10 protein-coding genes and 1 pseudogene are annotated in these 12,681 nt (G+C 45.9%); 1 reads left to right on the top strand and 10 read right to left on the bottom strand.

What is annotated here, in order from left to right; all coding sequences use genetic code 11:
* Positions 1–35 precede the first annotated feature (35 nt).
* The 5 genes from EAL2_RS12260 to EAL2_RS12240 all read right to left on the bottom strand — a co-directional run bounded on the left by EAL2_RS12260 (position 36) and on the right by EAL2_RS12240 (position 6,976).
* Positions 36–386 carry a PqqD family protein gene (locus tag EAL2_RS12260; protein WP_025436657.1) on the bottom strand — a complete coding sequence of 117 codons (351 nt, stop codon included), beginning with the start codon at positions 384–386 and terminating at the stop codon, positions 36–38.
* A complete protein-coding gene (locus tag EAL2_RS12255; RefSeq protein WP_025436656.1) occupies positions 376–2,295 on the bottom strand; it encodes an OPT family oligopeptide transporter in 1,920 nt (639 codons plus the stop codon). The genes EAL2_RS12260 and EAL2_RS12255 overlap by 11 nt, the downstream gene beginning before the upstream one ends.
* A gap of 417 nt (positions 2,296–2,712) precedes the next feature.
* On the bottom strand, positions 2,713–3,888 hold the full coding sequence (locus EAL2_RS12250) for an RNA-guided endonuclease InsQ/TnpB family protein (protein ID WP_025436655.1): 1,176 nt from the start codon (positions 3,886–3,888) through the stop codon (positions 2,713–2,715).
* Between the two features lie 170 nt (positions 3,889–4,058).
* Positions 4,059–5,363 carry a group II intron reverse transcriptase/maturase gene (gene ltrA / locus EAL2_RS12245; protein WP_084481289.1) on the bottom strand — a complete coding sequence of 435 codons (1,305 nt, stop codon included), beginning with the start codon at positions 5,361–5,363 and terminating at the stop codon, positions 4,059–4,061.
* Positions 5,364–5,875: 512 nt separating this feature from the next.
* Positions 5,876–6,976 (bottom strand): Ldh family oxidoreductase, encoded by a 1,101-nt coding sequence (locus EAL2_RS12240; RefSeq protein ID WP_025436654.1) that lies wholly within the window; start codon positions 6,974–6,976, stop codon positions 5,876–5,878.
* A 269-nt stretch (positions 6,977–7,245) separates the two neighbouring features.
* Here EAL2_RS12240 and EAL2_RS12235 point away from each other — a divergent pair, with 269 nt between their 5' ends.
* On the top strand, positions 7,246–7,689 hold the full coding sequence (locus EAL2_RS12235; protein WP_025436653.1) for a PPC domain-containing DNA-binding protein: 444 nt from the start codon (positions 7,246–7,248) through the stop codon (positions 7,687–7,689).
* Positions 7,690–7,762: 73 nt separating this feature from the next.
* Here EAL2_RS12235 and EAL2_RS12230 read toward each other — a convergent pair whose 3' ends face one another.
* From EAL2_RS12230 to EAL2_RS12215, 5 genes and pseudogenes are all read right to left on the bottom strand, one after another.
* Positions 7,763–8,944, bottom strand: coding sequence for an alanyl-tRNA editing protein (locus tag EAL2_RS12230; protein WP_025436652.1), 1,182 nt, complete (start codon positions 8,942–8,944; stop codon positions 7,763–7,765).
* A gap of 43 nt (positions 8,945–8,987) precedes the next feature.
* Positions 8,988–9,428, bottom strand: a complete 441-nt coding sequence (locus EAL2_RS12225) for a YbaN family protein (RefSeq protein WP_242842536.1) — start codon at positions 9,426–9,428, stop codon at positions 8,988–8,990.
* 206 nt (positions 9,429–9,634) lie between these two features.
* Positions 9,635–10,348: a D-proline reductase (dithiol) protein PrdB gene (prdB, locus tag EAL2_RS15370; RefSeq protein WP_148296006.1), complete on the bottom strand. Its 714-nt coding sequence runs from the start codon at positions 10,346–10,348 to the stop codon at positions 9,635–9,637.
* A 243-nt stretch (positions 10,349–10,591) separates the two neighbouring features.
* Positions 10,592–11,647, bottom strand: a pseudogene (locus EAL2_RS15365) (glycine/sarcosine/betaine reductase component B subunit); the annotation flags it as partial.
* A gap of 46 nt (positions 11,648–11,693) precedes the next feature.
* Positions 11,694–12,572, bottom strand: a complete 879-nt coding sequence (locus EAL2_RS12215; RefSeq protein ID WP_025436649.1) for a DMT family transporter — start codon at positions 12,570–12,572, stop codon at positions 11,694–11,696.
* Between the last annotated feature and the right edge of the window lie 109 nt (positions 12,573–12,681).

The following is a 12,681-nucleotide window of genomic DNA, read 5'->3' as shown; positions in this document are numbered from 1 at the left end:
AGATGGCAACTACAAAGCAGTGCCATCTTTACTTTTTAAAAATTTATTTTTTCTATATAGTGACAATTGACCTCGATATGGTTCAAGAACAGCAACAGTCTTTCATAAAGCGGTTGAGCCTTGTCGCCATACTTTGCCTCAAGCTTCTCTCCAATGTCCTTTACGGTTTTCATGCCGTCTATCTGCAGGAAAATATAGCTCCCGTATTCGTCCAGAGAAATCCTTTTGTACTTCGGAATATTGAACCTGAGTCTCCTGAAGAATTTTTGAACCTTGTGTTCTTGTTTTTCAAGTATGGTTACAATTCCTTCCGGACTCACTTCATATTCCAAGCCTTCTAAAATTCGAAAGACAATGCTTAAGACCTCTTGATTGCTAGTGGGCATCTTTTACCCTGCTTTTCATAATTGTAATTACTGTAGCTATTAGCAAAGCAGCCAGCAATACAAACGCCATTCCGTTAGATGCTGCAAAGCCACTTGGGCCAGCTCCGCCTATAACACCTGTAACCTGGAGTATTATGCCTATAAGCCCTACTATTGAGCCTCCTGCTACAAGTCCTGACGACAGGCTTATGCCGTTTGAAACCTTTGTTTCTTTTTCTATTTCCGATTTGCTGGTTTTTTCCACAAGAACTCTAACTAGTGCACCAAGCAATATTATTGAAGTTGTTGATATCGGGAGATAGAAGCCTATGGCCACTGTCATTACAGGGAGGTTAAGCATGAATAAAACAACACCCATAACGGCACCTACAATTATCATAACCCATGGCAACTCTCCTGACATTATTCCGGCAGTCAATGTCGCCATAAGATTTGCCTGAGGCAGCGCAAATGTAACATTGTCTCCAGTCAGCGAAAGCTGGCTTGAAAGCAGGAGTATTGTACCAACAACTACAGCAACGCCGACTACTCCGGCTATTGTAAAGTATCTTTGCATTTCATTTTTGTTGCCGCCTATTATGAAAGTAACCTTCTGAGACTGTGAATATCCTCCAGCCATTGCTATTGCAGTGACTATGAAGGTTGCAAACAGAAGGAGCGATCTGTTGTTTTCAGGGTTTACCCATCCCATAAGTACGAACAGAAGCGTTACAAGAACCAGTGAAGCTATAGTCATACCCGACACTGGAAGGTTAGATGTTCCAATTGTTCCAGTCAAACGTCCCGCGACTATTACAAACAGCATAGACAGGAACAGCGCCAGAATAGAGACTGTTACAGCCATAAATACATTGCCGCCGGATACTACGAAGCCTCCTATGAATGACACAACTATGCCGCCAAGCAGTATCATCTTTCCGGCTGATGAACTCTCCTCACCCTTTGCAGTTTTAGCGCCAAGAGTTTCTTTTACGGATGATATTATGGTAGGTATAAGCTTTATGGCGCCTATTAGTCCACCTGAAAGCATCATTCCCGCGCCTATATATTTCACATAGCTGCCGGCAATATTGGAAACCTGCATTGAATTGATTGCAACGTCTGGATTGTTCCATACGTTTGCGCCTTCGCTTCCAAGCTCGGCAAAATATCCAATAAGAGGCATAATGCCGAAGTTGGCCAGTATTGAGCCCGCAAACATGGTTATGGAAACATTAAGTCCTACTATAAAACCAATACCCAAAAGCAACGGACTGACTTCTACTTCAAGCTTCCACTTGTAGAAGGTTTCATTTACATAGCTTATAACATTGTTTGCCACATTCAGGAACGAACCTGTCACAACAGTTATGATGCCGCCGATTCCAAAACCTATGCCCATATACTTCATTGATTCTCCGGCGCCTTCAGAAGCCACTAGCGTTTCCGATATAGCCAGCGCCTCAGGATACATCAATTTACCGTGCTCTTCGACAATCAGATAATTGTGAACCAGGGCTGCTGCCCCTATGCCAAACAGAACCCCGCCTATACCAACTACAAGGCCTTCAATAAAGGATACCTTGGAGCCTATTAGCAATACTGCCGGTAAAACAAATATTATACCGCTGGCAACAGATTCCCCGCCGCTTGACATGCCCTGAACTATGTTTTTGCCGAGTATGCCCTTTTGCCTTGCGAATGCGGCTATGAACGCCGAGCCTATTATTGATCCAGGTATGCCGGCCGCAACTGTAAGGCCCGACTTCATGCCTGAATAGGCAGTTGACGCTGCGAATAATGCAGCCAAAATAATACCGATTATTAATACTGCAACGTTTCCACCTGAATTGGAGCCGCTGGAAACGAAAGGCACGTAGTCTTTGCCGCCTACGCCGCCGTATGCATCTTTAGATAATTTTTTGTCCATAATTTTATCCATAAGATGAACCTCCTCTTTTTTATTTTTTCAACAACATGTACTTTATCACTTTTTATAGTTGCAATAACCCTCTAAAAGTATGACTTGCCGGGTTGAATTTTTTTTATCAATCATCATACTTTAGTATTAGTTGTCATCTTTAAGCCTTTGCCATTCCTTTCCATATTTCTGGAGTAAGCAAGCCAAATAAGAATCAACAGCTTATGAACCTCCCCCACTTAACTCCTAACGGAGCTAGAAGCTGGGGGTTTCTTGCCATCGAAAACCCTTTCTCCCACACGGACACGCAGGTTGGCTGCGTGCCCTCACAGCATCGCTGCGGGGGCAGATTGGGGATTCTAAGCAAGCAACATCCTTTCGGATGGGGCGGAACAGCCCGTCTACTAACTTCAAGCACAGGATGCCCTATGCTATCCGTAGATACGTTGTATTCTCAATGTCGGCTACATACGTTATCCTCCCGCCGTTAATGTGCTTGGAGAGGATGTTCCTTGCCCCATGTATGTCACGGTGGCAGCTGTAGCTGCATTTGCACTTGTACGTTCTGCCAGAGGTCTTCTTCCTCTTGCCGCAGACAGGACATGTCTGCGTTGTGTAGCTCTCGTCAATCTTGGACATGGCTACGCCGAAGGCTTTGAGCTTGTACTCCATGTATTTTTGGAGTCTGCTGAACGCCCAGTTTGAGAGCTTTTGGGCTTCTTTTTTCCTGAGCTTGCCCTTTGTATTACGCTGGACGCCTTCGACCTTGCCCACGGCGACTTCGCCCACGGCATTGGCCAAACACCAATCGGCAAACTTCCTGCTGGACTTGTGCAGGGCGTCCTTTAACTGTTTTTCGGACTTGGACAATATGTACTGCTTAGCCTGGTTATAACGTCTCCACTGGCGTGAACCCTTCTTGCACCTGCTCATGAGCCTTTGAAGCTCTGCGAGTTTCTTATTTCTGAGCCTGTGTATACTTCTAAGCTTTCTGCCTGTTACGATTAGGCTCTCGCCGTTTTCACAGAAGGCGGCGATGGAGTGAATCTCGCCAAGGTCAACGGCAACCCTGCTTGTTCCTGAAGCTTTTGCTTCAGCGGCGTAGTCGTCGTAGCTTATGGAAACCATAAGCCCGCTGTCGTAGACAAGCTCGATTTCCTTGATGTCCCCATTGGGGACATACTTACACCAGATGGTTATAGGCTTTTGCCTTTTGCCATCGAATATGCCCATGGAAAGCTCTACTTTCCCGTTTGGGAAAACCTTGAAAGCCTTGTCAACCCATTTGGTGTTGTAGTTTTTCTTGGTCTTGTAGGGGTACTTGGTCTTGTAACCCTTGAGCCTGGCGGCTCTGGCCGAATCCCTGGCGAACAGGTACTTGTGGCAAACGGCTTGCACCGACTGGCTGTGAAGCAAGAATCTGCCCTTCATTTCGGCTTGAAGCTGAGACGTTCCTATCCACTTTCCGTCGTTTGCAAGGGAGTAGTCCTTCGCAGACAAAAGGCAGGCGTTCCAGATTTCAGCCGAAAGCCTGTTGCACGCAAACAATCTGTCGGTGTCGGTTTTTGTGGCATAAAAATTGGTCTTGTGGCATCTAATCATTGGGAATGCTCCTTTCACAAACATCCGAAGAACATGTGTTCGTTGATTTGATTATACCCGATTATTTGCTCAAAACCCATGATTTTCAAGAAAAAGACATAAATAATCAGCAATTCAACCCACCGCCTATGCTACGCTTAGAGGCGGGAGAATTCTTGCTGAAAAATCTGTTAAATGGAACGTTGAAGTACTGCACTTCCTGCTATTCGCCAATAACCTAGTCGAGTATTACCCCATTGGTATGCTTGCCACTCTGGAATTCCAAGCTTCTTCAGGTTCATCACCCTCGTCCTTGGTTTCTTCCATTTCTTCCAAATATACATCCTGAATCTTCGGCGCAGCCATTCATTCCAAGACCTCAGCGCCCGTTTGATGTCGGCCACATGATAGTATCCGAGCCATCCTCGAATGAAGATTTTCACTTTCTCCATGACCACTCGCACATTCTTGCCCTGATTTCGGCGTGTCAGTTCTTTCAGCTTCCTTTTCGCTTTTACAAGGGATTCACGGTGAGCCCTTATGTAGATGCCCTTCCCATTCTTCCCAAGACAGAACCCAAGGAACTTGAAATGCTTTATTGCCAATACGCTGACAACCTTGCTCTTTTGGACATTCATTTTCAGTTTCAGCTTATCCTCCAGATATATACGACAGGTTTTCAGAAGGCGTTTCGCCGCCCGCTTGCTTTTTGCAAGTACCACAATGTCATCCGCATACCTGACTATCTTCACCCCTCGACTTTCCATCTCCTGATCGAATTCATTCAGGTATATATTGGCCAGTAGAGGCGAAAGCGGCCCGCCTTCCTCAGTTTTGCTGAATACGCCATTTTCCATGACTCCGCTCTTCAGATATTTCTTGATGAGTCCTATCACGCGTTTGTCTTGGAGCTTCCTACGCAGAAGATTAAGAAGCAGTTCGTGATTCAAGGTGTCGAAATACTTGGACAGATCTATTTCTACTGCGTATCCGAATCCTTGTTCTGCATAGCTTTTCACTTTCTGAATCGCCTGCTGTGCACTTCTTTTAGGTCGATAGCCGTAACTTCCGTCTGAAAATGTTGGTTCAAATATGGGTTGTAGCTTCTGTGATATGGCCTGCTGGATAACTCGATCTATTACCGTGGGAATCCCCAGCTTTCGCACACCACCATCGGGCTTGGGAATCTCCTTGCGTCGCACCGGACTCGGCTTATAGTAGCTTTCCCTTATGCTTTGCAGGAGTTCATCCCTGTTTTCCCTTATCCACGAAAGCGCGTCCTCGACGTTCATTCCGTCGATTCCTGGCGCTCCGTGGTTACGCTTGACCTGCTTGTAGGCTCTGTTCAGGTTGTCCCGTTCCAGTATCCTTTCCAGCAGGTCGATTGCACCGTCTCTTTCTTTGCTTTCCCGAGCGCTGGCGCTCTGCGCTCCTGCATACTCTTCACGTTCCACGCTATCCCTTTGCAGGCAGCCCTTTCGGTATTCTGCTTTCAACGCACCAGCCTCCTTCCGGCTCTTACTAAAGACTTACGATTGTTCTACCCTTCCTGAAAAAAAACTTTCAGTACTATGGCTTCTGCTGACTTCTCACGACAAGCTTTACTCCGTGTTTCAGAATTCTTTTACTCCACGTCCGTGAGACCTCCCCGGGTAAGAACGATAACCTTCATCCCATGTAACCGCCGCATTTACCGTGTAGGGTTCGGGTAGTTATAGGACTTCGGTTTGTATGGCAACCTCATCCACCTGGTTAAGCCTCAAATGTGATTCGTGTACCTCAGCTCGGCACTTTGCCTCCAGCTTCCTTCAAATTCCACCTCACGATGGACACCCTTGCTCTTGGCTAACAGTTGGCACTACCAGCCCCCGTATCGGACTTTCACCGACAAGAGTGCGCCCATGCCGGGCACACCATGAAAAAAAACGCTGACTCCATATTTGAAGTCAGCGTTTTTTTCTAGTAGTTTGTTTAAACAACATCTGATTTTACAGCTTTTTTAATAGGCTTATTTTAAAGGCTTTAGAGTTGGGAAATATTGACAGAAATCCATATGCAAATAATCAGCCAAAGCCTTCATTTCTTCTATTGTCTTGTCATTGACAGGAATACCTTCCTCCATGCGTTTTGCATAGGCTTCCACTTCCTTTTCGCCGTGAGTGTATATGCGCTCCCTTCCGGTAGCCTTTTCCGAATTGCGGATTTCATCGAGGTATGATTCCAGATGCTCCTGAATTGCACTCGGGTCTCCGAAAATCTTGGGATCAATGGCAGCGATGAAATGGCAGATGCCCGACTGGCCTTTTTCTTCCATGATGTGGTTGGACGTGGTGCCCATTGAAAGTATGGAGCAGAATATCTCTACAACCATCGAAAATCCGTAGCCCTTGTGTCCTCCGAATTCTTCAGTTCCACCGCCTACTGGATGCACACCTGATCTTCCGAAGGGGATGCCTGCGAGAATTTTTGCAGGATCTGTCTCATCCAGGCCATCCACGTTCATTCCCCAACCAAGCGGAAGCTGCTTCCCTAGCTTGTTATAAAGCTCAACCTTGCCTATTGGCACGACAGAAGTAGCCACATCGAAGTTGAATGGCTGAGGCGTCGCAGGTATGCTGATGGCGAAGGGATTCGTCCCCATCATAGGTGTTTTCCCGAAAGTGGGCAATACGGATACGCGGGAATTCGTCATTGAAATCCCAAGCAATCCTTCCCTGCAAGCCATCAAGGAATAGTATCCCGCAATTCCATAATGGTTCGAATTGCGCACAGTTACAAGGCCTATGCCGGATGTCTTGGCCTTTGCAATAGCTGTTTCGGCAGCATAACACGCCACGAGCTGCCCCATGCCCCTCTTGCCGTCGATGACAGCTGAAACCGGCGTTTCCATAACAATCTCTGGCTGAGCTTCTATGTCTATATTCCCATCCTTTATAAGCTCGTGGTACATCACGATGCGATTCGTGCCGTGGGAATCTATGCCGTACAGATCTGACAGGAGCAGTACGTCAGTAATGACAGCGCTGTCCTTTTCGTTGAAGCCGAAGCCTCCGAAAGCTTCCTGGCAGAAATGCTTCAATTCATCATAATGTAGTACATTAGAACTCATATGTAATCACCTTTCATAATTAGATTTTTCTTGTGTAATATCCGTTTAAAATTATATAAAAAATCATCCTTTGAAAATTCAAAGAATGATTATTATAATGTTACCACATAAGTTTGCTAAAATCCACGCTCATCAGCATTTACATTGCTGTTTTGTCATCTTTTTTCAGAATTATTTGAATTTTTCATATTTTTATAATATATTTAAATTACAAATAAAACAGCTTAAGTGTATAAGTTAGTATTTATATTATATGGGAGGCTTTAAAATTGAAAGCTACAGAAGGAAAACTCGGCAGGGTATTTGTCATTAGACTTGAAGAAGGCGATATCGTACCAGATTGCATAGAGGAATTTGCAAGTGAAATGAATATTTCCATAGCTCACTTAAGCATGCTTGGAACATTGATGGATGGCGAGATAATAGTTGGGCCGCGAAAAACATCTGAAAATCCGCCAAACCCAATGGCTTTACCTATATACGAGGCACATGAAACCATCGCCACAGGGATAATAGCGCCTGACAAAACTGGAAAACCGATTCTGCATATTCATGGCGCACTTGGCAGGTCAGGAAACACAATCACGGGATGTCTGCGCAATGGCGTTAAAGCCTGGGTTTGTTGCGAAGTGATTCTACAGGAAATAATAGGGGTTGACGCAAGGCGACTATTTGATGAAAAAACCGGTTTTACATTATTGAATTTGGGTTAATCAAAAAAAGCGCGCACAGTTGCATTTTCTGCATTGTGCGTGCTTTTTCACTTCCTCCCATTTGCTCGACAGCTTAAAGAAGCGTGTTCCTTGCCAATTCCAGGCACTCGTCAGCCCTGAGCAAATCGCCCGTGCATTGAAGCAGATAGTTGTTTCCTCCGCCTTTGCCGTTAATCACTGCTTTGCACTGTTCAAATATGTTTTTCATGTCAAGACTTAGATTTTTCGACTGGCCCATTACCAAATTGCAGGTATTGTCGCTTTCGGAAACCAGAACAGCCGCATAATTATCGGTTTCTATGAGCTTTGAGCAGATAGATCTCAGGTCCTTCACATCATTGTCTGACTTGTTGAATACAAAGCTTACACCATCCTTTACAACTGCATTGCTTGTCAGTTCTCTTGCCTTGTATTCATTCAGCTCGCTGCCCAAGGTGCTGATATCCTTTGTGAGCTTCTTGTTTTCATTCAATATCTTTTCAATATTCTCCTGGAGCATATCTGCTCTGCACGTCAACAACGCCGACAAATCCAATAAGCTTTTATTTTTCACTATGTAATCATCAAGAGCTCTTCGTCCGCAGAGAAATTCAACCCTGGTTCCGCTTTTATATTTTTCTTTCTTTGTTACCTTTATTATTCCTATTTCACCCGTATAATTCACGTGTGTCCCGCCGCAGGCATTGTCATCGTAGTTTTCAATGCTGATTATTCTCAAATGGTCAAGCTCAACGGGCATCTTGCTAAGATTCAATTTCAAGGCATCCTCGTATGCATATTCCCTGGCAGTCACCTTTTTGTTTTCATATATTATCCTGTTGCTCAGCTGCTCCGCCGCAACTACCATTTCATCCGTCAGCAAAATGTCCAGATCTATGGTGGTATAGCTCTCGCTCAAATGAAAGCCCACCGTATTACCGCCGAACAGCTTTGCGAGAGCATATGAAAGTATATGCTGGCCTGTATGCTGCTGCATATAGTCAAACCGCGTGCCAAAATCTACGGAAAGCTTCACAGTACCTTCCACGGGCTCCTTGAGAAGGTGCACTATTTCATCGCCGCGCTCGAGCACATTGATAACCTTGATACCGCTTATTGTGCCTTCATCCTTCGGCTGGCCCCCGGACATGTGGGGATAGAAGATTGTCTTATCAAGTATGACTTCGTAGTATTCATCCTTTTGAACACAGCTTGCCACCTCGGCTTCAAGCTCGGTAATATATGAATCATCCATAAATATTTTTTCGCTAGTCATAAAATGCATCTCCTCAATTTATTCTTGTTATATTTTCACAGCATTATCCCTTGTTCGATAAGGCTTGTTCTTTGGACTTATTACCATATAAATCACCAAGCGCTTCCATATCATCAAAGCTCAGTGTCTTTAGCATCTTAAGATGAATAGTTACACCTATTCCAACTGCAGCAAGGAATATCCTGATATGCAAAGATGGCATAAGGAGCATGGAAATAATCAATGTTGACCAAAGAAAAATCAATGTGCCGATTTTTGTTTTCCTGGGGATAGCCCTATAAGTCAAATAGCAGTATATATATGTTCCAAAAATTCTATGATTTATCAGCCAATTATACATTCGCTCCGAGCTTCTCAGATAACAAAAGGAAGCAAGCAGAAGAAAAGGGGTGGTTGGAAGCAGCGGAATAAAAACGCCAGCTATCCCTAGAGCTACAGATATTGATCCCAGAAAAATCAACAAATATTTTTTTATCGAAGACAATTTCATATATACCTCCCCATCCTTTTGCGGTGCAAGACGTATACGAGCCCCATCAGATCCGCCACATATAATTTGCTTTATAATAATACCCGTCTTGACTAGTTTTATCTCAAAAGCGCTCCCTTCTTACAAAGAAGAGCTTGCTCCATAGGACATACAACATCTGATTCAAGCTCTTATCTATTTTCGAGGCTAATCCCCTACTATTAATACTCAATAGGCAGCGGCACGTTCTTCCCCGGGTTATCGATTGCAATAAGATTGAGCAAGGCCGCCCTCAAGATCTCCCTTTGCTGCAAGGGATTGTTTGGAGCGCCGGCATTTGCGCCAATTGGCACTATGGGCGATACGCTCCGCGGAGCGCCGCAGCGGATGGATATAGCGGGCAACGCGGAAATGATAATGGTAGGAATCCCCGATTCCTCTAACGCTCTTTGAACAATCACTGAAGAGCGGTGACAAGTGCCTCAGCCGGCAGTGAAAACCGCAGCATCCACACCGTCTTTTTTGAGTATATCAGCAATAGCTGGGCCGGTTTCATTAGCCAGCGCTTTAAGGTCGCCTCCTCCTCCCATAAAACCTATGTGCCGCGGTGCAACTGCTGCGATCAAACCTTCCTCAGCCAGCTCACTCAGCCTGTCAAGAGGAAACATGCTGTTAATGTCAGCTAGCGCGTCTGTATTGTCGTATCCGCCATGACTTACAGTCAATCTGGCAGTAAGAGCATCCCCTGGTATAATGCGGAAGCTGCTGTCACAGCTCAGGTTAAAACGCTTGTCATCCCGCAAATGCACACCTGTGCCTGTAACTAGTGCGATTTTCATTTCTGAAAGGGGCTTTGTGACCGGAGTCCAGACGATGGACGGCATTGTAGCCGTGGGTATTTCCGATTGGAAAATTCCTTGTCCGCCCTCCTTCATCTTGGAGATATTTTTCCTCCTCACAGCAGTATCCCAGCGCTGTGGCGGCGCAGACACGCGCTTACCGGAGATGACCGCCTTGAGCATTGCAATTACAATCTCGGCGTCCTCCTCGACCATAGTGTTGTCTGCCAAAATACTGTTTTCGAGGCCGGTGGCTGACTTTGCACAGTCAACAAGGTGACAAGTAAATTTATTGCCGGTGATCAGCGGACCGAAATTGCCGCAAAAGGTTGCGCCTGCAGCGGGTATGCCACGCTTGCCGATAGCCTCCAGATAGGCTGCAAAATCAATATGGTTATTGCCATAGCCCTCAGTAGCTATGATCACGCCATCAGCGTCCATAGCCTCGGCGAGCATGCCAAGTCTCTCGGCAATCATATACTTTTGCTGACTGACTGCAGGACTTCCCACAAAAGCCACTCCGCACATGTCAATATCCGAGTCAGAGAGAGCCTGCATCACCAACGGATCACGGAAGTAGTGGCGGCTTGTCTCCTTGGTTGACGGACCAACGCAAGTAAGGGCATGAACTCCTCCATCTATGGCCTCAAGAGGCGAGAGCACAAGTGGGATATTGCCCATATCTATATTGGAGCGCGAACCAGTAATGCCGCAAGGCTGAAGAGGCAGAAGCAGCTTTTCATGCATGGCTCCCTGCCCCATGATTTCCTTTACCAGAAGCACCTTCGGCCTGCCCTCATGGCGCGCATAAGTGAATTCCTGTTCATCTGCGCACCCGGCTGTGAAATCCTCATCGCCTAAAGCCAATACGGCTGATCGGATATGCTCACTTATATATTCAGCCGCCTTGTGGCATGCCAAAGGTCCCGAACGCTTCATCCTTTCCCCTGATTTGATCAGACAATCTATCTTGATGATTATCTCTCCGTTGTCTATGGACCCGGGCCTGTTGAAGCGCACACTACTAGAGAGTATTCCTTCGCTGGAGCCTGCCTCGCTGATTTGTTCTCCATCATCATCCTTTCCGCAGAGCATCATGGCAACTCCGGAAAGAGATCGTGTGGCGCCCTCTCCCAAAACAGAGCCTTTTTCTTTAACAGCAAACGGCTGTACATCGAGAATCGTATCTGTATAGCAGCCGTACTCCCCCGCATTTATGATGCTTATGCTCATATCCAGTACTATATCCTTATTTGCATTGCCCAGGGCTTCTGCACAAATACCCCGTTCAATGTAAAGTATATTGCCTTCGATCTTTGTTTTCTCAGCAAATTCCACTTTGCTTATTTTGTAATTTCGTCTCACTAATGCACTCGATTTTTTCGTGTTGGCCATATAAATACACATCCTTTCATTTCTGTCTAAATCTCAGATACGCATACTAACCTTTTTTCCTAAGTCCCGCCAAAGACAGTATGACAAGTCCTGAAAAAACCAGGAACATTCCGATTTGAGAAACTAGGGACAGCTGTTCTTTCAGCAGAAACACGCCAAGGGCAGCCGCGGTAAGGGGCTCTGCAAGTGACAGAGTAACCGCTTTAGGAAATGGTATTTTTGCCAAGCCGTGAGAAAACAAGACATATGCAAGAGCTGTAGCCATCAGTCCCAAATGCATGGCAACACATATGCCTTGCATGCTTTTAAGCCAATCCAGGTCCAGAATAAATAAAAGAGGAGAAAGAAACAGCGCGCCTATAAAGAACACGGCCCCGGTAACCGCCTCAGGAGGATGCGAATCCAGCAGCTTCTTGCTGGTGGCGGCATAGAGCGCATACGAGGCTCCGGCGCCAAGGGCAAGTAAAACCCCAACGGAGTTGACCTCCAGTCTCTGACCGTCTGCAGCCAGCAAGACGCATCCGACTATCGAAAGCAGCGTGGCCGCCGCCCATTTGAGTCCGGGATTCTCGCGCCTGAAAATAAGTGATATTATTCCGGCGAACACAGGCGCGCTACCTATGGCCACCATAGTCCCTACAGCCACGCCGGTCTTTAAAACTCCGGCAAAAAAGAAAAGCTGGTAGGCAGATATGCACCCTGCGGCCAAGAAAGTACTCCACTTGCGCCAAATCACTTTATCTCCCAAGGCTCCCTTCCATAGAGCAAAAACCAAAAGAGCCGTCCCTCCTACAGCCAAACGCACAGCCCCTATAGACAGAGGCGAAGCGCCGGAGGGAGCAAAGGATTGGGCTGTGCCTGTGGTACCCCAAAGCAATGCTGCAGCCAGCACCAGCATAGTATAGAAAGTCTCATTATGTCTCATTTAGTCCTCCCCTGCTTGTTTGTAAATATTTTATTATTCATAGTCGTCTCCTTTTATCTGCCAAACGTAACATCTATATAAAATATAAATCTTCTTGTTCATACTCTTT

Source organism: Peptoclostridium acidaminophilum DSM 3953 (assembly GCF_000597865.1).
GTDB lineage: Bacteria > Bacillota > Clostridia > Peptostreptococcales > Peptostreptococcaceae > Peptoclostridium_A > Peptoclostridium_A acidaminophilum.
The sequence above is the reverse complement of the archived record's forward strand: the minus strand, read 5'-3'. Positions and strand labels throughout refer to the sequence as shown.

Excerpts from the sequence above, each read along its gene's own strand:
- EAL2_RS12260 (WP_025436657.1), bottom strand. The coding sequence starts at position 386 with ATGCCCACTAGCAATCAAGAGGTCTTAAGCATTGTCTTTCGAATTTTA.
- EAL2_RS12255 (WP_025436656.1), bottom strand. The coding sequence starts at position 2,295 with ATGGACAAAAAATTATCTAAAGATGCATACGGCGGCGTAGGCGGCAAA.
- EAL2_RS12250 (WP_025436655.1), bottom strand. The coding sequence starts at position 3,888 with ATGATTAGATGCCACAAGACCAATTTTTATGCCACAAAAACCGACACC.
- EAL2_RS12240 (WP_025436654.1), bottom strand. The coding sequence starts at position 6,976 with ATGAGTTCTAATGTACTACATTATGATGAATTGAAGCATTTCTGCCAG.
- EAL2_RS12230 (WP_025436652.1), bottom strand. The coding sequence starts at position 8,944 with ATGACTAGCGAAAAAATATTTATGGATGATTCATATATTACCGAGCTT.
- EAL2_RS12215 (WP_025436649.1), bottom strand. The coding sequence starts at position 12,572 with ATGAGACATAATGAGACTTTCTATACTATGCTGGTGCTGGCTGCAGCA.